Origin of the sequence: Pseudanabaena sp. CCNP1317, from assembly GCF_034931345.1 — a bacterium.
Taxonomy (GTDB): Bacteria; Cyanobacteriota; Cyanobacteriia; order Pseudanabaenales; family Pseudanabaenaceae; genus Pseudanabaena; species Pseudanabaena galeata.
This window is the reverse complement of record NZ_JAYGIF010000003.1, coordinates 96,918-118,944: the sequence shown is the minus strand read 5'-3', so window position 1 is coordinate 118,944 and position 22,027 is coordinate 96,918. Positions and strand designations below refer to the sequence as shown.

The 22,027-nt window shown below is 42.1% G+C and carries 13 protein-coding genes; 6 read left to right on the top strand and 7 right to left on the bottom strand.

Annotated elements, in window-relative coordinates; genetic code table 11:
* The first annotated feature begins 73 nt into the window (after positions 1-73).
* Positions 74-4,072 carry a GAF domain-containing protein gene (locus VB775_RS02190; protein WP_281005759.1) on the top strand — a complete coding sequence of 1,333 codons (3,999 nt, stop codon included), beginning with the start codon at positions 74-76 and terminating at the stop codon, positions 4,070-4,072.
* On the opposite strand, the gene VB775_RS02185 is transcribed toward VB775_RS02190, so the two are convergent.
* The 4 genes from VB775_RS02185 to VB775_RS02170 all read right to left on the bottom strand — a co-directional run bounded on the left by VB775_RS02185 (position 4,069) and on the right by VB775_RS02170 (position 9,280).
* Positions 4,069-5,034, bottom strand: a complete 966-nt coding sequence (locus VB775_RS02185) for an ABC transporter permease (RefSeq protein WP_281005758.1) — start codon at positions 5,032-5,034, stop codon at positions 4,069-4,071. The genes VB775_RS02190 and VB775_RS02185 overlap by 4 nt on opposite strands.
* A 132-nt stretch (positions 5,035-5,166) precedes the next feature.
* Positions 5,167-6,255, bottom strand: coding sequence for an ABC transporter permease (locus tag VB775_RS02180; protein ID WP_281005757.1), 1,089 nt, complete (start codon positions 6,253-6,255; stop codon positions 5,167-5,169).
* Positions 6,215-7,762, bottom strand: a complete 1,548-nt coding sequence (locus tag VB775_RS02175) for an ABC transporter ATP-binding protein (RefSeq protein WP_281005756.1) — start codon at positions 7,760-7,762, stop codon at positions 6,215-6,217. The genes VB775_RS02180 and VB775_RS02175 overlap by 41 nt, the downstream gene beginning before the upstream one ends.
* 243 nt (positions 7,763-8,005) lie before the next feature.
* Positions 8,006-9,280, bottom strand: coding sequence for a BMP family lipoprotein (locus VB775_RS02170; RefSeq protein ID WP_281005755.1), 1,275 nt, complete (start codon positions 9,278-9,280; stop codon positions 8,006-8,008).
* Positions 9,281-9,835: 555 nt separating this feature from the next.
* Between VB775_RS02170 and VB775_RS02165 the strand changes: the two genes are divergently transcribed.
* Entirely contained in the window at positions 9,836-10,537 is a 702-nt protein-coding gene (locus VB775_RS02165) for a glutathione S-transferase (protein WP_281005754.1), read from the top strand.
* Positions 10,538-10,710: 173 nt separating this feature from the next.
* Positions 10,711-12,270, top strand: a complete 1,560-nt coding sequence (purH, locus tag VB775_RS02160; RefSeq protein ID WP_281009413.1) for a bifunctional phosphoribosylaminoimidazolecarboxamide formyltransferase/IMP cyclohydrolase — start codon at positions 10,711-10,713, stop codon at positions 12,268-12,270.
* Between the two features lie 132 nt (positions 12,271-12,402).
* Here the strand turns inward: purH and aroA are convergent, their stop codons facing one another.
* Positions 12,403-13,737 carry a 3-phosphoshikimate 1-carboxyvinyltransferase gene (aroA, locus tag VB775_RS02155; RefSeq protein ID WP_281005753.1) on the bottom strand — a complete coding sequence of 445 codons (1,335 nt, stop codon included), beginning with the start codon at positions 13,735-13,737 and terminating at the stop codon, positions 12,403-12,405.
* Positions 13,738-13,821: 84 nt separating this feature from the next.
* On the opposite strand from aroA, the gene VB775_RS02150 reads away from it, so the two are divergent.
* Positions 13,822-14,436: a Yip1 family protein gene (locus VB775_RS02150; protein ID WP_281005752.1), complete on the top strand. Its 615-nt coding sequence runs from the start codon at positions 13,822-13,824 to the stop codon at positions 14,434-14,436.
* 398 nt (positions 14,437-14,834) lie between these two features.
* Positions 14,835-19,022: a response regulator gene (locus tag VB775_RS02145; RefSeq protein WP_281005750.1), complete on the top strand. Its 4,188-nt coding sequence runs from the start codon at positions 14,835-14,837 to the stop codon at positions 19,020-19,022.
* Positions 19,023-19,328: 306 nt separating this feature from the next.
* Here VB775_RS02145 and VB775_RS02140 read toward each other — a convergent pair whose 3' ends face one another.
* Positions 19,329-19,565, bottom strand: a complete 237-nt coding sequence (locus VB775_RS02140; protein WP_281005749.1) for a NifU family protein — start codon at positions 19,563-19,565, stop codon at positions 19,329-19,331.
* A 69-nt stretch (positions 19,566-19,634) separates the two neighbouring features.
* A complete protein-coding gene (gene sufR / locus VB775_RS02135) occupies positions 19,635-20,309 on the bottom strand; it encodes an iron-sulfur cluster biosynthesis transcriptional regulator SufR (protein ID WP_407072991.1) in 675 nt (224 codons plus the stop codon).
* Between the two features lie 255 nt (positions 20,310-20,564).
* On the opposite strand from sufR, the gene sufB reads away from it, so the two are divergent.
* Entirely contained in the window at positions 20,565-22,001 is a 1,437-nt protein-coding gene (sufB, locus tag VB775_RS02130; protein WP_281005747.1) for a Fe-S cluster assembly protein SufB, read from the top strand.
* Positions 22,002-22,027 lie beyond the last annotated feature (26 nt).

The following is a 22,027-nucleotide window of genomic DNA, read 5'->3' as shown; positions in this document are numbered from 1 at the left end:
TTAAAAACTCTGCTCCAAAAACTCAACTCCCAAAATTTTATACAAGTTTATACAGGTCAGATTTGTTCAAACCATGTCTAATGCCAAAACTATTCTGATTGTGGATGATGCTGAGAGCGATCGCATTCTGTTTCGTCACTATATCGAATGTGCTCCTAATAATAGCTATCGTATTTTAGAATCTGAAACCCTTAATCAAGGATTAGAACTATGGCGATCGCAAAAACCTGATGTTACCCTGATTGACTTAAATTTGACCGATGAAAACTGGCTAGTCTTTCTAGAAGCTATTCGAGAATATTCGCAAAGCAATAGTAATAGTGAGCAGATGCTGGATCTCAAACTCCCCGTCATCGTGTTGGCTGAGACTGAAGATGCAAGGATGGCTGTAAGCGCGATGCGTTTGGGAGCCTATGACTATCTGGTGAAGCATGATATTACCGAATTTTCTTTGCAACAAAGCATTCATAGTTTGCTAGAACGGTTTGCATTAATTAAGCAACTAGAACAATCTCATAGACGCGAAAACTTAGTCTCACAAATAGCTTTAAATATTCGGCAATTTCTTGATTTAGAAGATATTTGTCAGATCGTAGTACAAGAGGTTTGCAAGTTTCTCAAGGTCGATCGCGCAGTTATTTACAAATTTCATGAAAATATGGAGCGGCGAATTATTGCTGAGTCAGTAGTTCCACCTTGGCTGTCTTGTTTAAACGCTGTCTCTGAAACTTGTTGCATACAGCCTTCCAAAGAACAGGTAAATGCGTATTTAAATGGTCAAATTTCTACCAATTCTGATGTACGCAGTGCTAATTTTTCAAAATGTCATGTGCAGATGTTGGAGGGTTTTCAAGTTCGAGCCAATGTGGTTGTGCCAATCCTCTTAACTCAGCCTCTAAGTAATCAAATTTCTAATAATCAAGCCAATAATCAAATTCTCTGGGGGTTGCTAATTGTACATCAATGCTCAGCAAATCGTGATTGGGAAGAGGAGGAAGTCCACCTACTTCAACAAGTATCTGTCCAATTAGCGATCGCCATTCAACAAACGGAAATCCATCAAAACCTCCAGAATCTTAATAACTCCCTAGAGCAACAAGTTCAACAACGAACCGCTGAGCTTCAGTCTAGTAAACACAAGTTGAGTTCAATTATTAACGCAATTCCAGACATAATCAACTTGGTGACATCAGATGGTGTTTATCTAGAATCAAAACGTCCTAAAACCTTTCATGACCTGATCCCTACTGATATTGATCCTATTGGCAAGAATATTGCAGAAATCTTACCACCCGAATCGGAAATTGCCTCAAATCAACTTCAAGCTATTCGACAAGCAATTTTTACTAGAGAATTACAGACTATCGAACAAATTTATGAAGTTGAGGATGAGCTACATTATGAAGAAGTACGGGTCGTGCCATTACATGAAGATACTGCGGTCGTTGTTATCCGTGATATAAGCGATCGCCGCCGAGCGGAAGAAGCCCTACGATCAAGCGAGGAGAAGCTGCAAAAAATCGCATTGTCATCGCCAGGAGTTATCCAAATTCTTGTGCAGAGACCCGATGGTTCTGCTTATTTTGAATATTTAAGCTCGGCTTTTGAGGATATCAATGAATTAAAAGTTGATCAAACCTTACAAAACCCCTATCTTTGTTTTGAGCAGGTTCATCCTGATGATATTGCAAATTTATGGGAGGCTGTTGGCTTGAGTCTAGAGACATTATCAACCTTGCAGCATGAATGGCGAATCATTACTCCATCAGGCATTAAATGGTTACAATCTAATTTGCGACCAGAGCGTCGTGAAAACGGCGATACTGCTTGGTATGGAATTGTCTCAGAGATCAGCGATCACAAACAGATGGAAATCGCTTTGGAGAAAGAGTTAATTCGCAATAAAATGCTTTGGGATGATTCTTTTGATGGAATTGTAATCTTAGATGGACTTGGAAATATTATTGAATGCAACTCAAGTTTTGCGACGATGATCGGCTGCACATTGGAAGAAATAGCCAGCCTGACTATTTATGATATTGATGTGAGATGGTCAAAAGAAGAATTAATGCGGGGTATTCAAGAATTTAAGACTGGAAAAAGAGCGATGTTTGAAACCTGCTATCGTAAAAAGGATGGCTCGTTTTGTAATGTGGAAGTTAGTGCCAACTCTGTTAAATATGATGATGATGTGATCCAGTTTTGTATTTGCCGAGATATTACTCAACGTAAACTAGCTGAACAGTCATTGAGGGAGAGTATTCAGCGAGAACAGATGCTTAACCAATTTATCCAAACAATTCGTAGCTCACTGGATTTAGACATCGTATTCAATTCGGCAATCAATGCGATCGCTAGTTTGTTAGAGTTAGAACAAGCAAGTATAGTCAAATTTGTTATTGAGAAAAGAGTTTGGGAATACATTGCGAGCTATCGAGATCAAGCAGAAGTTTTCGATAGTGTTGGGTTGGAAATTCCCGATCAAGATAATCCTTTTGCAGAAATACTTAAACAAAAAGAGATAGTCCAAATTAATGATACTGATACAATCGAAGATCCAATTAATCGTGAATTGACGCAAAGAAACTCTGGGGCTTGGCTACTAGTTCCAATCATTGTCAATGAAAAAACTTGGGGTAGCTTGAGCTTAAGCAGATATCAGAAAGGATCTCTGTGGCAAGATGATGAAATTGTCTTAGTACAGACGATCGCCAACCAACTAGCGATCGCCATCCAGCAAGTAAGCCTCTATCAACAACTGCAACTGGAACTAGCTGAACATCAACAAACGGAAATCGCCTTAGCCCATGCCAAGAATCTAGCAGAAGCTGCTAGCAAAGCGAAGAGTGAATTCCTTGCCAACATGAGCCATGAAATCCGTACTCCTATGAATGGCGTTCTTGGCATGGCTCAACTATTATCTGTTACACCGTTACGAGAGGATCAAAAGAATTTCGTACAGATTATTCTGGATAGTGGAGATGCTCTGTTAACTGTAATTAATGACATTCTAGACTTCTCGAAAATTGAATCTGGAAATCTCCAGCTAGAACAGAAAGAATTTAATTTTAAAGATACGATGAATTCTGTTTGTAAACTCTTAAGCAAACAGGCTTTTGAAAAAAATATTAATCTGCAATGTTACATTAATAGTAATAACAATGCTCCTACCACAGTTTTAGGCGATAGCTCAAGGCTACGACAGATCTTGATCAACCTTGTTGGTAATGCGATTAAGTTTACGGAGCAGGGTTATGTTTCCGTCAGCTATAGTTGTAAGTTGATTACAGCAAATATCTATGAATTTAGATTCTCAATCACCGATACTGGTATAGGCATTGATAGCGATCGCATTGACAAGCTATTTAGACCCTTTACCCAAGCTGATGCTTCGATCAATCGTCAGTTTGGCGGTACTGGTTTGGGTTTAGCTATCTGTAAGCGACTTGTAGAGTTCATGGATGGCACAATCTGGGTAGAAAGCCGAGGTAATGTTGGTGGCAATCCTCCATCTGATTGGGGGACGGAATATTTTAACCACAATACCCAAGGTTCAGCATTCTACTTTACGATCATCTTACCAATAGTTGAGGAAAGCCTGACTAGGAAGCCAGTTAATGAGCTTGGCTCCTTTCTAACCAATCAGAAGAAGTCTAGTTTTGAGCATCTTCCCATTAATATCTTGATAGTTGAAGATAATATTATTAATCAAAAAATAGTTCTCCTCATGCTGCAAAAACTAGGTTGTCAAGCTGAGATTGCTAATAATGGTAGTGAATGTGTAAATATTATTTATGAGAGAGCATCTCAGACAGCCTTTGACTTTATATTTATGGATGTGCAGATGCCTGTCATGGACGGACTGACCGCAACTAAAATAATTCGTCAAGCCTCATCTTCTGAAACTCGACCTTGGATTGTGGCTCTGACAGCCGACGCTTTACAAGAGGACTACAATACTTGTATCAATGCGGGAATGAATGACTACATCAGTAAGCCTATCAACATCAATCAGATTGAGCGATCGCTATTAAAATACGTTCAAGAAAATAATGTGCAACCCGTGATTTAGTCTTGATCAAATACTTTCCCTAATGATGCAGGTGGTATGGTTCTGACCATATTCAATATGCCCTGTTTAAGCGATCGCGGCAAAGCTGATATTACAAGATCGAGCCATTTGCCTGAAGTCAGCGCCAACATTAAGATCATCAGTACAAAGGGAGCCGTGTTAAATACCTGTGTCGGCACTTGAGGAATTGCACTTTGAGCCACGCTAGCTAGAGATTGTAAAATTCCGAATAAATAGGCTCCTAAAGCGACCCGCAGCGGATTCCAACCACCAAAAATGACGATCGCTAAAGCAATCCAACCATAACCAGCCGTATGGCGATGACTCCATCCTGCTTTAAAATCCAACGAAAAAGCGGCTCCTGCGATCCCCATTAATGCACCACCAAGGAGGGTATAGATGTAACGCATTTTGATTACATTAGTGCCTCTCGCAAAAGCCGCCGCAGGTTGTTCTCCCACAGTTCGCAGGATTAATCCGCCTTGAGTTCGATAGAAGTAGAACCATGAACCAAGAATTAAAACATAGCTGCTATAAACTAACAAGTCACTCTGAAATAGCAATTTCCCTAAAATGGGAATATTCTCTAAAATAGGAATTCTGAAACTGGGAACCGTAATTCCCTCGACTCTCACAACAGGATTACCTAAAAAAGAAGACAAATCACTACACATTAATGCTAATACAAACCCGATTGATACTTGCGATTGCTTGAGGGTAATTGCGCCAATTGCCACGACTAAGGCGATCGCTGCTCCCACTAGAGCCGCCGCCGCAAATCCTAAAAGCAAGCTATTAGAAAACTTGGCAACCGCAAAACCAGTCATCGCTGACATCAAGATTGTCCCTTCAGCAGATAGATTGATGACACCTGCGCGTTCCGTAATCGTTTCACCAATACTGGCAAAAATCAAAGGTGTGGAAGTGGCGATCGCTGTAGCCAGAATTGTGATGATGTCCATAGTTGTATGTCTCTTTGTCTACGTTTAAGGGTGTAGATCCCCCCCAGCCCCCCTTAAAAAGGGGGGAGAATTTAATTATCTTCTTCCCCCTTTTTAAGGGGGATTGAGGGGGATCTCTTTATTAGAAGATCATTATTCTTTAGATAACTTAGCCAAACCTTCGCCAAGAATGGCAAACAAAAGCAATGCGCCCTGAATAATCCCAGAGAGTGAAGAATCTAAACTGAGGGATAGCGGTAATTCTAAACTGCCAACATTGAGAGAACTAAATAGAAAAGCGATCGGCAAAATCAAGAAGGGATTGTAATTAATCAGCATCACTACTAGCAGGGCTAAAAAGCCTAAATTACTGGAAATATTGGGGATAAGGCGGTGAAATACTGCCACCACTTGCAAAGATCCCGCGATACCTGCTAAAGCGCCACAAATCACAAAACTGCTCATCATTTGGGCGATCGCAGGAATGCCCAACACATAGGCGGCTCGCAGATTATTGCCCACGGCTTTGAGTTTCAACCCAAAGTAAGTCGCTTTAATCATCACTGCGGTCACGATCAGCGCGATTATGGCGATCGCTAAGGCGATCGGGCTGAAGTCAGTATTACCGACGGTGGGCAGAGAAAAAGCATCACTAAATGGCTCTGTGCCACTCATTGAGGCAACTCCCGATCGCTTCCAAGGACCAAAGACTAAATATAGAGCTAATCCTTGAGCCGTGAAGTTCATGCCTAAACCTGCAAAAATCTCGTTGACCTTGCCATAAATATTCAACATTCCCGTCAGTAAGCCCCATATACCGCCACCGATAATCCCAGATAATATTGCTAAGGTAATGGCGATCGCAGGTGGAAAACCTTCAGGAATTAGCCTTAACAAGAATGTAGAGGCGATCGCCCCCGCCGTAATTTGACCTTCGATCCCTAAGTTATACAAACCTGCGGTGAAGGTAAAAATCAATCCACAGGCGGCAAGTAATAGAGGGCAGAGAGTGGAAATAACTCTGGCAAAGCGATCGCTACTACCAAAAGCTCCATTCCACATTCCTGCTGCGACTTGAAAGGGTGAGCCACTAGATAGCAAAATCACCCCAGAGATAAACAAGAGCGCAACCACAAAAGCCCCAATCCGAAAATAGGCGACCCTTGGCAACTTTTTGAGAATTTGCAAATTATTCACAATACTAATCAAACTTCCCTCCGATCGCTTGACCGAGTTTATCAACTGTTAAGGTTTTAGCATCGATAGGTTGAGAAACTTTACCGCCGCAAAATACAAGGATGCGATCGCTATATTGCAAAATCTCATCGAGATCAGAAGAGATAAACAAAATACTCATGCCTTGTTCGCAGCGCTCCATCATCTGTTTCCAAATCCAGAGAGTCGATTCGATGTCTAGCCCTCTAGTGGGCTGTTCCATTAATAGTAAACTCAATTGATCTGGCAAGAGTGAGATTTGGGTGCGTTGTTGATTACCTCCCGATAATTTCTCCACCCGAGTCGATGGTTTACCGCGAATATTAAAAGTCTCGATCGCCTGATGTGTATATTTGCGAGTATCACTCCAATTAATCAAAAATCCAGCATTAGATTTTGAATTAGATTCTAGATTGGATTTCGCATTAGATTGGCGCAACATAAAATGCTCATGGATCGATAGCCCCCGAATCAGACCATCTTGCAAGCGATCGGCTGGTAAATAGGCAATTCCTGCCTTCAAAAAGTTACGATAGGCGCGATTGGTCATATCCAGATCATTGAGGCAAATCTTGCCAGATTTTGGCTTCAGTAAGCCCGCACAGGCAAGCAATAGCAACTGTTGTCCATTGCCTTCTAACCCTGCTAATCCAATAATTTCACCAGACTGCACAGTTAATTTATCAATCTGCAAACTCAAGCGATCGCCATCAATTTGTAAATCCTGAATTACCAAAGCAGGGGCGGTCTGCTCTATGCTCGTTGAATGTTTAGCAGGTATGGCAAGATCATGTCCAAACATCATGTCAACTAAAGAAGCTGCTAACTCGGCGGAATCACGTCCCTTCACTTCCGCTTCCCCAATCACCGCACCTTGACGCATTACCATCAGGCGATCGCATAGTTCTTCCACATCTTCTAATTTATGCGACACAAAAATAATCGATTTCCCCTCGGCTGCCAATTGTTTGACTGCTGTAAATAGAGCCTTTTTTTGGGAAGCAGAAATACCCGTGGTTGGCTCATCTAAAATTAATGTCTTGACCCCAAGGGACAAAAGCCGCAATATCTCTAGCTGTTGACGCTCTCCTACAGTGAGATTTGATAGGCGATCGCTAGGATGCAAATCAAAGCCAAAAGCGGCACATAGCTGTCGAAGTTCTTTAATGAGATCATGACGATTATGAGTGTTAACCCTCTTTCTACCGATCTTTTTGCTTAAAGTACTTCTCCCTGCCATGAAATTATCTAAAACAGATAGCGAAGGAAAATCTAAGGGATCTTGATGTAACATCCCAATCCCAGCACAGATGGCATCAGCAGGAGTTTTAATGTCAACTTCAATTCCATCTAACAAAATCTTGCCAGCATCTTTAGTGATAAAGCCACTGAGAACTTTAGATAAAGTACTTTTCCCTGCCCCATTTTCGCCCAAGATCCCATAGACACTTCCCGCCTCAACGGTCATTGAGATATCTTGATTTGCCTTGACATTGCCAAAGGATTTATAAATATGGCTAAGTTCAACTTTCATTTTTGTCCCATGGTATCCAGGTCTTGCCAATAACCCCTTTCTATCTGCGTTTTAGAGTTTAGATCCCCCCAGCCCCCCTTGAAAAAGGGGGGAGAATTTTCTTCTTCCCTTTACAAGGGGGATTGAGGGGGATCTTTAGTAACTCACGCTATAGCTGATAACTTGTGTGTACACGGTAGCTTGTAAAGGGGGGAGAATTTTCTTCTTCCCCCTTTACAAGGGGGATTGAGGGGGATCATTTATTTATTTACTTGCACCTTCAATACCTTGCAACAAGCTGGTAAAGTACCAGATCTGTTGTGGAGTTGCCGTCTCGCCTTCCTTCAGAAAAGGAGTACCATCTTGATAGTTCAGAGGACCTTTAAAAAGACTGATGCTGCCATCACCCAAACCAGTAATAAATTCTGTCAAGAACTTATCGCTTTCTGGAGTCAAGGCTTTGCCCTTCTCAAATCCCACTGCGGAAGTATCAGGATTATTCAAATCCTTCCAGTTAGGTGCTGCGGAAATAAATTCCCCTGTAAATTTGCCTTCCTTCGCTTTTTTGGTTTGATCAAGGTATGCGGGTCCCCAGTTGTAATAGGGGACACCTATACAAATATCGGGAGCAACATTGCAACCAGTTTTGAGTCCATAGTGTAGATACTTGATCTTCTTGCCAGATTCCGCCGCTTTCTTGCCTTGGACTGCGACTTCAGGCGTGTCAATGCCACTCATCACCACATCAAAGTCACTGTTATAAAAGTCATCGGAGACTTTAGTGGGATCGAGAGTCTGCCCAGGAATATTGAACCAGAAGCCAATCCAGACCACCTTAAACGTCAAGTCTTCAGGATTCTTTTTGCGGTAGGTTTGCCAGCAATACCTAGCGCCCAAATAACTTGCCGAAACGAGTCTACGGGTTTCGTCATTAATTAATGGCCCCACAAAACCGATTTTGCCCGTCTCCGAATTGAGCGCCGCCGCACATCCCGAAATCATTCGCCCATACTCGATTTGAGGCATGACATTGCTAAGATTTGGCTGGTTTTTGAAGTTTTTGCCTTCTTTCCAAGCGTAATCGCCACTGGCATGAATTACGGACACAGTAGGATGCTTTTTAGCAGTTTCTAGAGCATCATCCTTAAAATCATCTGAGTTGAAAAATACTAGCTTTGCCCCCTTAGCAATTAGATCATCAGCTACTTGTGAAGCTTTAACATTAGGGCGATCGCCTGGATTGACCTTATCTACATAGTCAAATTGAATGCCTGACTGCTTCTCCATTACATATTTTGAGGCTTCGTAATGACCTTGGTTCCAACCAGAATCATTTTGTGGGCCTACTAAAATCATTGCGGCTTTAAATTCTTTTGCATCTGGAGAAGCGGTGGTTGCGCCTGTGGTTGATGCTGGAGCGGTTGAGACTGGAGGTGTGGGAGTACTATTACAGGCTCCAGTAAGTATTGCTCCCAATGCTGCGACCCATAGATTCTTGCCAGAGACTATAGAAGAAACTCTATTAGTGATTATTCCCATGAATTAATGCAGTTATATTTGGATATTTTATGGCTTTTTACTACTGTATTTAAGGCGATCGCCTATGAGACAAAGGTATTACAGATTACAGTTTCTAGCAAGAGAAACATAGAAGTATCGCAATGAATTATTAAGAAGCGGAGATGGGGCTTGGAGACCAAGCCCCTACCTGTAAAAAATGTAGGGATTTGGTCTCCAAATCCTCTTTCAAGATGACAATGCAACTATTTTTGTTTTAACGTGAGTTCGATATAGCCATTTGCGGCGTGCGAAGCACGCCGCAAATGGCGAAAAATGGCAAGAATCGCTAAGCGATTCTTGCCATTTTTCGCTTTCGTCGAATTGACGTTGTTTTAGGTAAGGGTTATGAAATTTAACAGGAACCGATTTTTGTTAGCGCTACGAAGCCGCGCTAACAAAAATCGGACAGTAATTAAGCAATGAAGGTTTTGCAATCCAAATAAATAGAGACGGCATAAATAGAGGCAGTGCTTTGCACTGCCTCTATTTATTTGGATTTTGATTTCCTAGCAATCTCTTCCATTGCTATAAAATATGCTAATTGTCTTTCTTAGTTCGGTTATGTATCTTCCCATTCTTTATTCTTTCAGACGTTGTCCCTATGCAATTCGCGCAAGAATGGCTCTTGCCTATGCAGGTGTCAGTTATGAACTGAGGGAAGTCTCTTTAAAGAATAAATCTAGAGAAATGCTTGATATTTCGCCCAAGGGAACAACACCTGTAATGCAAATATTTACTGGACAAGATTTTATGGTTTTGGAAGAGAGTCTCGATATTATGAATTGGGCAATTCAACAGTATGATCCTCTCAATTGGCAAGATTTACCTGATCATTCTGTAGCGATCGCGCAACAGCTTATCCATACCAATGACCATGAATTTAAACGCGCCCTTGATCGCTATAAGTACCCCAACCGATTCCCTGATCAATCGCAGGAAGACTATCGACAACAAGCGGAAGAGTTTCTCAAAGTTTTAGAACTTCAACTGCAACAGCGATCGCCATCTGATGCTACTCATAGTTTTTTGATTAGCGATCGGCAAACCCTCTCGGATATTGCGATTTTCCCCTTTGTGAGGCAGTTTGCCTATGTAGATATAGATTGGTTTCTCTCAAGTTCTTATTTGCATTTGCAGCAATGGCTAAAATGGCATGAAACTAGTGAGCTATTTGAGTTGGTGATGCAGAAGTTTCCTGTGTGGACACCAGCACAAGCAGCGATCGTGATTACTTGAAAAGTACCTGTTCAGAACAAATTACCAAAACCCGTAAGGTTGCGCCCCGCAGGGGCGCAACCTTACGGGTTTTGGTTTGAGCGCAAAGCGCTGTAACATGCGATAAAATGGCACAGGAAGTTTATAAGGCAAAGCTTTGCCCAACTCCCATCATGAATATGGAGCTAAATAGTATGAAACCCCTTGCCCTTTTGAGTGTTTCTGACAAAACAGGACTACTCGACCTTGCCCGTGAACTATCGACCACCTACAATTTTCAACTAATCAGTAGTGGTGGAACTGCCAAGGCACTCAAGGCGGCTGAGCTTGAAGTTACTAAGGTTTCTGACTATACAGGCGCACCTGAAATTTTAGGTGGACGAGTCAAAACCTTGCATCCACGGATTCATGGCGGCATTCTAGCCAGACTTGATCTACCAGAACATCAGCAAGACTTAGCTGATAACGAGATTCAACCAATTCGGATTGTGGTAGTTAACCTCTATCCATTTACCGAAACGATCGCTAAGCCTAATGTCACCCTTGAAGATGCGATCGAGAATATTGATATTGGTGGACCAACGCTGATTCGCGCCTCAGCAAAGAATTATAATCATGTTGCGGTATTGTCTAGCCCTAGCCAATATGCAGAGTTTCTAGCAGAGCTAAAAGCCAACAACGGCGAAACCACCCTAGAGTTTCGCAAGAAACTGGCGATCGCCGCTTTCCAACATACACAGTCCTATGATAAAGCGATCGCTGAGTATTTAGAAAATGAGCAGAAAGCAGAACAGGAGCCACTCAATAAGCTTGCTTCTTCCTATACTTTGCTATGCAACAATCCTAAGCCCCTACGTTATGGCGAAAATCCCCATCAACCTGCGACATGGTATCAAGTAGGTGCAACACCCAAAGGCTGGTCAGCCGCGCAACAACTTCAAGGCAAAGAACTCAGTTTCAATAACTTACTCGATCTCGAAGCAGCCCGCAGTATCATCGCCGAATTTAGCGACGATCTACCCTGTGCGGTGATCATCAAGCATAATAATCCTTGCGGTGTAGCGATCGCCTCCACCATTGCGGAAGCTTATCAAAAAGCCTTTGAAGCAGATGCCACTTCTGCATTTGGTGGTATCGTCGCCCTCAATCGTCCGATTGATGAAGAAACTGCCAATCTTTTGAACAAGACATTTTTAGAATGTGTAGTTGCTCCTGCCTGTGTTCCCAGTGTTTCTGCGATTCTGGGCAAAAAACAAAATTTACGGGTTTTAGTTCTATCCGATCTCAAACATGGTTCCCATGAAACAGTGAAGACGCTCGCGGGGGGAATGCTAGTCCAGAGATCTGACGATGAAGCGGTCAATCCTGACACATGGAAAGTAGTTACCCAAAAGCAGCCAGCTCCTGAGCAGTTGCAGGAACTAATTTTTGCGTGGAAAGTTAGTCGTCATGTCAAATCCAATGCGATCGCCATTACTAAAGACTGCACCACCATCGGCATAGGTGCTGGTCAAACCAACCGCATCGGCTCAGCCAAAATTGCTCTAGAGCAAGCAGGAGACAAAGCGCAGGGAGCATTCCTTGCAAGTGATGGCTTTTTCCCCTTTGATGACTCTGTACGCACTGCGGCAGCCGCAGGAATTGTGGCGATCGTTCAACCAGGAGGAAGTATGCGCGATGCCGACTCAATTAAAGCGGCTGATGAGCTTGGCTTAGTTATGGTATTTACAGGGCTTCGCCATTTCTTGCATTAACGTCAGTTCGACGAAAGCGAAAAATGGTAAGAATCGCTAAGCGATTCTTACCATTTTTCGCCATTTGCGGCGTGCGAAGCACGCCGCAAATGGCTATATCGAACTCACGTTCTTTTACTCTGATTATGCGTATTATGCGTACAAACTTTGTAAGGTAGGAATAAATGATGGGTAAGAAATAGCCGCAGACTCGGCACGATTGATCGTGGTTTTACCTTTAGCAACTAGAGCCGCGATCGCTAGACTCATCGCGACTCGATGATCGTTATAGCTGTCAACTTCCGCCCCTACCAAAGATTTACCTCCCACGATCGCCATACCATCAGGAAGTTCGGTCACATTCGCGCCCATTTTTGTCATTTCTTTGACCATCGCCACAATGCGATCGCTCTCCTTGACACGCAACTCAGCAGCATCTTCGATGGTGGTAGTTCCTTCTGCACAACTAGCAGCGATCGCTAAAATCGGAATCTCATCAATTAGCCGTGGAATTACCGCACCACCGATCCGACAAGCCTTGAGATTTGCAGAGCGTACTCGTAAATCAGCAACAGGTTCACCCGTAACTTCACGTTGATTTTCATAGGCTATATCTGCACCCATCTCGGCAAGAATTTCGAGAATACCTGTACGGGTGGGATTAATGCCGACGTTCTCAATTACCAAATCCGAATTGGGAACGATGGATGCAGCTACCAACCAAAATGCGGCTGAACTGATGTCCCCCGGTACAGTCACCTCCTGTCCAACTAGTTTTGCGCCGCCCTTAATGCCGACGGTATTCGTATCAAGATCAAGGCTCACTTTTGCGCCGAAAGCAGCCAACATTCTTTCACTATGATCGCGAGATCTTTCTGGCTCCGTGATAATCGTTTCACCATCCGTCATTAATCCCGCTAACATAATGCAGGACTTGACCTGTGCCGAAGCTACAGGCGACTGATAGTGAATTGCTTTAAGATTTTGCCCTGAAATCGCTAGCGGTGCTCGCGCTCCATTTTCGCGACCCCAGATATTTGCCCCCATTTGACGCAAAGGATTGACGACTCGAGACATGGGGCGCGATCGCAAAGAGTGATCCCCTGTAACCGTAAAAAAGCGATCGGGGTGACTGGCAAGAATTCCTAGCATCAAACGTAATGTCGTTCCCGAATTACCCGCATTTAAAACATCTAGCGGCTCCTTGAGATTACCTAACCCGATGCCCTTGACTGTGACCAATTCCGAGTTAAGTTCCGAAATTTCTGCCCCCATTGCCGAAAAACATGCTGCCGTACTGCGCGGATCTTCGCCTAGCAATAAACCTCGAATTGTTGTCTCACCCTCTGCTAGGGAGCCAAGCATTAACGCTCGATGCGAAATCGACTTGTCTCCAGGGATCGAGATTTTCCCTCGTAAACCTTGTGGCAATTGGCTTGCATTAATGTTAAGGAGATGATGAGTTTGAGTAGTGTCGAGGTCTATCATGTTAGAGTCAGTTAGCAATTAGTATTAGATTAAGACAAAATCACGGCAAATTTAGACTTATATCAACGTCACCACTAGCTTTTTATGAATCCCACTGAGCCAAATTCTGCTGATTTAGATGCGATCGCCACAGATATTATCCCTGACAGGGACACATCGCCTCAACCGCCGCAAACACTGGGAACGTTTCTGGATCGCCTCTATGGGACGCTGTTTTTACCGCAAGTGACCTTTGAGCAACTCAAAACCAATCCTAACTTTGTCCAAGCAGCGATCGTTATTGCTTCGGTAAATACTCTGGAAACCTTACGTCTTGACCAAGTTGTAAGTTTCAGAATCATCTGGTCAGTGATTAGTGGAATTATTGGTTGGTTATTTTTCACTTTTCTCCTCAAACAGTTAGCTAATGTTTTTCAAAAAAACGTTGAGATGCGTGAATTGCTTACCCTAACAGGTTTTGCGAGTTTGCCTTGGCTATTTATGGCTCCTGCATTGAGTTTGTCGCCACGATTTCGGGTTATTGCGGCGATCGCAGTGATCATCTGGTTTATCGTCTGGCAAGTATGGAGCGCATCCGTAGCGTTAGGAATCAAAATCTGGAAAACTTTGGCGATCGTACCTCTAGCAATTTTTGGCGGTATGGTTGCTCTGATTTGGTTAGGCAATACTCTAAAGTTGATACTGAGTATTAGGCTGTAGCAATCTTCTCCCAGTAAATAGTTGATGGTGTGCGACTTCGTCGCGCACCATCAACTATTTGTTTTGTATAGCTGTAGCCTTGTTTGGATGATATAAGACCAGAAGACGAGTGGCGGCGTGAAGCGCCACCACTCGTCGATAAAACCGCAGGGAGCTGAAACCATCGACTTTCTTCCACTTTCTTCCAAATGATTGGGAAGATTGCTATATTGAGACATACACTTCTAGCTTTATCGCAAGCAAAATTATAAGTCAAAGCCTTTACTGTGTTTGTTTTTCATTTTGCAAATGAGTCTGCATTTGTAAAACGTTATAAAAGTTGACTGAACGGGGATTAACGAAAAACATCTAATTGAAAAATCTTAATTGGGAACCTAAAATCCCAACCTAAAACCTACATGATTTCTGCTCACAACCCCTCAAATGAACTGGAAAGAGTAGCCGCTCTATATCAGTGTAATATCCTAGATACTGAGTCAGAGCAAGGCTTTGATGATATCACCGAATTGGCTGCTCATATTTGTCAAACCCCGATCGCTTTAGTAAGTTTGCTAGACAAAGATCGGCAATGGTTTAAGTCAAAAGTTGGGTTAGAGGTAACAGAAACCCCAAGAAGTCTATCTTTTTGCGCTCATGCAATTCTTACAGATGGAATTTTTGTAGTTGCTGACGCGCTTCATGATGAGAGGTTTGTTGACAATCCCCTAGTCACCCATACTCCAAATATTCGCTTTTATGCAGGCGTTCCCATTAAAACTGTAGAAGGTTATGCCCTAGGAAGCTTGTGTGTACTTGACCATAAGCCTAGAGAGCTTACGCAAGCGCAACTTTCTGCTCTTAAGTTATTAGGTCGTCAAGCTGCATACATTATTGAAACTCGTCGTAGCTTAACTGAAGTCAATCGTTTGGCTGTCCCCACAAAAATTAAACATCCCCAAGCAAAAGGAATCTTTGTCAAGAAAATTGCCTTTTGGATGAGCCTCGCCGCAACAATGGTCATTAGTATGGGCATAATTTCTTTTGACAATTTGAGCAACTTACGAGATATCAACAGCGCGATTCTGCAACAACGCGAAACCTTAGAAAAAATTAATCAGCCGCTTAATCGTTTGCGCGAATTAAAAGTTGTAATGATGAATTATCTACTATCTAATAGCTCAGATAGTTTGAAAAAATATGAGGTTTTAGCTTTGCAGTTGGAGCAAGATTTACAAGTTCTTAAGCAGCTATCTTTAGGCAATAGTAGCCATATATACGATCAGCAAAAGAGCGATCGCTATAAAAACATGCTGCTTCTGTTAGTCCAACACATTAACAGAGAAATGAGTGACTCTCGCCAAATTGTGTTGCTCTATCAAACTGCTGGCATCAGCGCGACCCAGAAAAAAATAAGTGATTTGAATCACCAAAACCATCTAGATCTTGCCGAGGTGCAGTTAGAAGAACTGATCGCTTTAGAAACAAGCAACTTAATGCAGTGGTTACAGAAACGTAAAACTTCGATCATTAGTGCTGTAGATATTTCTCTAATTACACTCCTATCTACTCTAGTTGTGCTAGCAATATTATTTTATGTTGTGAGACATGAAATAACTATCCGACGCAAGTTAGCTAATAGCTTGAAACAAGAGCGGGATTTTACAGTTGCTGTATTGGATACGGCTGCAACACTAGTAATAGTCTTAGATCTAGAAGGTAAAATCATCCGATTTAATCGAGAATGTGAACGGGTGACTGGTTATTATTATGAAGAAGTACATAATCAACACTTTTGGAAGATTTTTTTGTTGCCCGAAGATGTTCCATCAGTTCGTAAAAATCTTTCTAAAGTAACTTCTCAAAACTCACCAAATTCCTACGAAAACTATTGGATAACTAAACATGGAGAGCGTCGTTTAATTTCTTGGTCAACCACATCTCTACTAAATTCAGATGGCAAAATTGATTTTGTCGTTGCTACTGGATTGGATATCACCGATCGCAAACAAGTTGAAGAAGAAGTCCGCTTGCAAAATTGGCGATCGTTGGTTTTCTCCCAAATTACTTTACGAATTCGCCAATCACTAAATATAAATGAGATCTTAAGTACTACTGTTGACGAAGTTCGCAGATTCCTCAAAGCAGATCGAGTCTTAGCATATCGCTTTGATGGCGAATGGGATGGTACAGTTGTGGTTGAGTCAGTGGAGCCACCTTGGATTCCGTCATTGGGCTCAGATGTTAAAGATATCTGTTTCCGACATAGGCTTTGGGAAAAATACCGCCAAGGTCGTAGAGTCATCAATGATGATATCCCTAATTCAGACATGCCAGATTGCTATAAGAAATTGATGGCTCAATTTCAAGTACAGGCAAACTTAGTCGTCCCAATTCTCGAAAAGGAAAACTTATGGGGACTCCTCATAGTGCATCAATGTAGTTGTACAAGACATTGGCGGAGCTTTGAGATTGACTTTTTAACGGAGCTAGGAACCCAAGTGGGGATAGCTCTCTATCAAGCAACTCTATTAGAACAAGAAACACTACGTCGTGAACAATTATCACAACAAAACCTAGCCTTAGAGGAAGCTCGTCATCAAGCTGAAGTTGCCACTAAGCTGAAAAGCTCTTTCCTCGCCACCATGAGCCATGAAATTCGCACACCAATGAATGCAGTGCTAGGGATGACAGGTTTACTAGCCGATACTGAACTTTCGCCTCTACAAAAAGATTTTGTGGAAACAGTAAGAATCAGTGGCGAAAATCTGTTGACACTAATTAATGAGATTCTTGATTTTTCTAAGCTTGAAGCCGATGAAATGGAATTAGAAGAGATTAGTTTTGACCTTAACACTTGTGTTGAGGAAGTAACCGAGCTATTAGCGATGCTGGCTCAGTCCAAAGGTTTAGAACTAGCTTCACTAATTCATCAAAATGTCCCGATTTATTTATGTGGAGATGTTTCACGGGTTAAGCAGGTATTAATGAATCTAGTCAGCAATGCCATTAAATTTACTTCAAAAGGGGAAGTTATCGTCAAAGTTTCACTCAGAGCAGAAACTGAATCCACTGCAACGATTGAATTTAGAGTAATTGATACAGGTATTGGGATATCGCCTACAGCCCAGAAAAAACTGTTTCAACCATTCACCCAAGTTGATGCTTCGACTAACCGTAAATATGGTGGTACTGGTTTAGGCTTGGCAATTTGTAAGCAATTAGTCGATCTTATGAGAGGTGAAATTGGCATCGATAGTGAGGAAGGGCGAGGTTCACAGTTTTGGTTTAGAATTTCCTTTGTGAAGGAATCTCCCGAAGCGATCGCTGAGCGTCCACCACGGCGTGAAATTAATCTCAAAGATATTCGCGTATTAGTAGTAGATGATAATGCAACTAATTGCAAAATCCTAACCTATCAACTAACGGCTTGGCAGATGCGGGTCGATGCAGTGCAATCCGCATCAGATGCGATCGCTATTTTACGTGCAGCAGTTGCTGAAGGCGATCGCTATCAGTTAGCAATTTTAGACATGCAGATGCCTGACCTTGATGGCGAAATGTTAGGTGCAAAGATTAAAGCTGACCCGACGTTACAAGATATCAAATTAATTATGCTGACCTCTCTAAATCAACGAGGTGGCATCAGCCGCGTTAAAGAAATGGGATTTGAGTTTTACCTTGTCAAACCAGTCAAACAATCTCGCTTACTAGATATTTTGATGGAAGTAGTTTCTATAGATACTAATCGCAAATCTTTGCCAATTTCTCCACTCATCGGGTTAGATGATATAACTACCAAGATTTCTAAGCTAAAAATCTTGATTGCTGAGGATAGTCCGATCAACCAAAAAGTTGCTTTACATCAGTTAAGGAGCTTTGGCTACGATGCGGATGTAGCAGGAAATGGGAAAGAAGTTCTCGATTTACTCAAGCACATCCACTATGACATTATCTTAATGGATTGCCAGATGCCAGAGATGGACGGCTATGAGGCAACGATAGCTATTCGACAACTAGATTCACCTAAAAGTAAGATTGTCATCGTGGCTATGACCGCTAATGCCATGAGAGAAGATCGCGATCGCTGCATTGCCAGTGGGATGGACGACTATCTCAGTAAACCGATTCGCAAAGAAGATCTTGCTCAAAAATTAGCTGCATGGGAAAGAAAAATTAATGCTCAGAATGCGATCGCCTCTTCTGAAATTACAGTTAAGGCAATAACTGACGATCGAGATACTCATACCAGTCTCCTAGAGCGCGATCTCAATATTACTGAATCATTACCATTAATTGATTGGATATATATTGATGATATTGCTGATGGTAATGAAGAGTTTAAGACTGAACTTATCGAAACTTTTATCGATTCTACATCTAAGGGTTTAGAGCAACTCGAAGCTGCGATCGCGTCCAATGACTATCGTAAGATTTCCCAAATTGCTCATTTTATCAAAGGTTCAGCGAGTAACTTAGGTATGATTTCAATTGCGGCGATCGCTCAAGATTTAGAGCTAATTGGACATAATCAAAAAGAAGCAAACATGAAGGAGATTCTAGAAAGTATGCAGTCTCTATTGACTCAAATTCAACATTTTACTTCCTAAATAAACGTCAGTTCGACGAAAGCGAAAAATGGTAAGAATCGCTTAGCGATTCTTACCATTTTTCGCCATTTGTGGCGTGCTTCGCACGCCGCAAATGGCTATATCGAACTCACGTTAAAACCAGAATCTGTCCCGCCCGCGTAGCGGGCGGGACAGATTCTGGTTTTAGGCTTTAATTAAGGTGAACTACTTAATAATTCATGAAGGTGTGACAACACCTTTGTGGATTATTAACCAAACTTAGGAAGGGTTTTAAAAACACAAAATGGCTTAGCCATTTTGTGTTTTAGTGCTATCTAAAAGAATCTAATAAACTTGCTCAATTTCATCAATTTCAGGAATCTCTTCTTTCAACTTGCGCTCAATACCCATTCTCAAAGTCATAGCGGAGCTAGGACAAGAGCCACAAGCACCTTGCAAACGCAATCTCACAATTGGTCCTTCGATTTCGACAAGTTCTACATTGCCACCATCAGACATTAGATAAGGACGCAACTCATCTAAAACATTTTCGACATTATCTCTTGTTAAGGTCAGACTCATATTTTTTCCTATGTTTATCTCAAGACTAATAATTATGCTAGCAGAATAATTGAGAACCAATGCTGGTTCTCAATTATTCTGAATTAAATACCCACAACGATGTTCGCCATCAACCATCCAATGAGTACGCTCTACTGGACAATCTAGGACTGTCGCGAACATTTCTAGTTCATGACCACATACACTAGGGAAAGATTCAGCAACATGGGCGATCGCGCAGTTATATTCCGTAAAAATAAAACTTTGATTTTTCCCTTCTACAGGAAACCACTCAGTCACATAACCTTCAGAACGGCGAATTTCGGCTAATTTTTCTAACCGTTGCCTAAGCGAACCGATTCCCAGTAAAGATTTATAATGTTGAGCTTTGCGTTGCCATTGCTTTTGCAGTACCTCAGATACTTGATCTTTACCTAAAGTATCGATTAGCGTATCTAAGAAATTTACAGCAAATTGATTGTAACTATCAGGAAAGCGATCGCGTCCTGCTACCGTCAAAGCATACACAAACTGCGGTCTACCCATACCCACCTGCTCAGCAGTGTGATAGATCAACCCCTCAGTTTCGAGATCTTTTAAATGCTTACGGATTGCTTGGGGACTAATATCCAGTCTTTCTGCTAAATCTTGGGCTGTTACTTCTCCACGCTTGAGCAGATGCTGCAAAATATCTTGCTTAGTGTCATGTTTCGATTCATGCTTCACCTCGCCTTTTATTTCTGGCTTTAAGTCTGGCGTGATCATCTCCGCAACGCCGATGGGAGTTTTCATGGAATCAGCTCCTGATGGCAATAGGGTCTTGAGAAAGTTTTGTTATGTGATAACAAAACTTAGGCAAAACTTAAACAAAGTTATAAAGTTTGTAAAAAATGACTTTGACAACTTGGATGTTGTTAATGTACCTTACAATTAGTAAAGAAACAAGTAAGTTGTTTTAATCCAGTAAAGCCAGCATAAACCACTAACTTTACATGTAAACCATCAGGAGCCTCGACTGACATGACTGCAACGGTTCAAGCACTTGTCAACCAACCATACAAATACGGATTTGTTACATCCATTGAGTCGGATACAATTCCTCGCGGTTTGAGCGAAGATGTCGTCCGCATGATTTCGGCTAAGAAAAATGAGCCAGAATATATGCTGGAATTTCGTCTCAAAGCGTATCGCCAATGGTTAAAGATGCAAGAGCCGACTTGGGCGCATGTCGATTATCCTGCGATTGATTATCAAGATATCGTTTACTATTCCGCCCCTAAGCAGTCTAAGAAAAAGGCTAGCCTCGATGAGGTCGATCCCGAATTGCTCGATACCTTTGAAAAGTTAGGTATTTCCCTGAATGAACAAAAACGTCTCGCCAATGTTGCCGTGGACGCAATTTTTGACAGCGTTTCTGTCGCCACTACATTTAAAAAGGATTTAGCTAAAGTTGGCGTGATTTTCTGCTCGATCTCGGAAGCGATGCATGAATATCCCGAACTAATCAAAAAATATTTGGGTAGCGTTGTCCCGATCGCTGACAACTATTTCTCCGCACTCAATGCTGCCGTATTTAGCGACGGTTCCTTTGTTTACATCCCCAAAGGCGTGAAATGCCCCATGGACTTGTCCACCTATTTCCGCATTAACAATGGTGACTCTGGTCAGTTTGAGCGCACCCTGATCGTTGCCGAAGAAGGAGCTTATGTTAGCTATCTTGAAGGCTGCACAGCACCAATGTTTGATACTAATCAACTCCATGCTGCCGTTGTCGAAATTGTCACCCTCGATGACGCGGAAGTAAAATATTCAACTGTGCAGAACTGGTACGCTGGCGATAAGAATGGCAAAGGCGGTATCTATAACTTTGTAACTAAGCGCGGTTTATGCCAAGGCAAAAACTCCAAAATCTCTTGGACTCAAGTAGAAACTGGTTCAGCAATCACTTGGAAATATCCTAGCTGTGTCTTAGTCGGTGAAAATTCCGTTGGTGAGTTTTACTCGGTTGCTTTAACTAATAACAAGCAACAAGCTGATACTGGCTCCAAGATGGTGCATATCGGCAAAAATACTCGCAGTAAAATCGTTTCTAAAGGTATTTCCGCAGGTGGTTCACAAAATAGCTATCGCGGCTTAGTGAAGATTTCACCAAAAGCTGAAGGTTCAAGAAACTATTCTCAATGTGACTCAATGCTGATTGGTGACTGTTCTCAAGCAAATACTTTTCCCTATATCCAAGTCCAAAATAATACGGCAAGGGTTGAGCATGAAGCATCCACTTCTAAAATTGGTGAAGAACAACTCTTCTATTTCCAACAACGCGGTATTGCTGTGGAAGATGCGGTTTCGATGATCATTAGCGGCTTCTGTAAGGAAGTGTTTAATGCTTTGCCGATGGAATTTGCAGTTGAAGCAGATAAGCTCTTGGCTTTGAAGTTAGAGAATAGCGTGGGATAGTTATTAGCTTTTAGCGATTAGCTGTT

Excerpts from the sequence above, each read along its gene's own strand:
- purH (WP_281009413.1), top strand. The coding sequence starts at position 10,711 with ATGAAACCCCTTGCCCTTTTGAGTGTTTCTGACAAAACAGGACTACTC.
- VB775_RS02190 (WP_281005759.1), top strand. The coding sequence starts at position 74 with ATGTCTAATGCCAAAACTATTCTGATTGTGGATGATGCTGAGAGCGAT.
- aroA (WP_281005753.1), bottom strand. The coding sequence starts at position 13,737 with ATGATAGACCTCGACACTACTCAAACTCATCATCTCCTTAACATTAAT.
- VB775_RS02165 (WP_281005754.1), top strand. The coding sequence starts at position 9,836 with ATGCTAATTGTCTTTCTTAGTTCGGTTATGTATCTTCCCATTCTTTAT.
- sufB (WP_281005747.1), top strand. The coding sequence starts at position 20,565 with ATGACTGCAACGGTTCAAGCACTTGTCAACCAACCATACAAATACGGA.
- VB775_RS02175 (WP_281005756.1), bottom strand. The coding sequence starts at position 7,762 with ATGAAAGTTGAACTTAGCCATATTTATAAATCCTTTGGCAATGTCAAG.
- VB775_RS02185 (WP_281005758.1), bottom strand. The coding sequence starts at position 5,034 with ATGGACATCATCACAATTCTGGCTACAGCGATCGCCACTTCCACACCT.
- sufR (WP_407072991.1), bottom strand. The coding sequence starts at position 20,309 with ATGATCACGCCAGACTTAAAGCCAGAAATAAAAGGCGAGGTGAAGCAT.
- VB775_RS02170 (WP_281005755.1), bottom strand. The coding sequence starts at position 9,280 with ATGGGAATAATCACTAATAGAGTTTCTTCTATAGTCTCTGGCAAGAAT.
- VB775_RS02145 (WP_281005750.1), top strand. The coding sequence starts at position 14,835 with ATGATTTCTGCTCACAACCCCTCAAATGAACTGGAAAGAGTAGCCGCT.
- VB775_RS02140 (WP_281005749.1), bottom strand. The coding sequence starts at position 19,565 with ATGAGTCTGACCTTAACAAGAGATAATGTCGAAAATGTTTTAGATGAG.
- VB775_RS02150 (WP_281005752.1), top strand. The coding sequence starts at position 13,822 with ATGAATCCCACTGAGCCAAATTCTGCTGATTTAGATGCGATCGCCACA.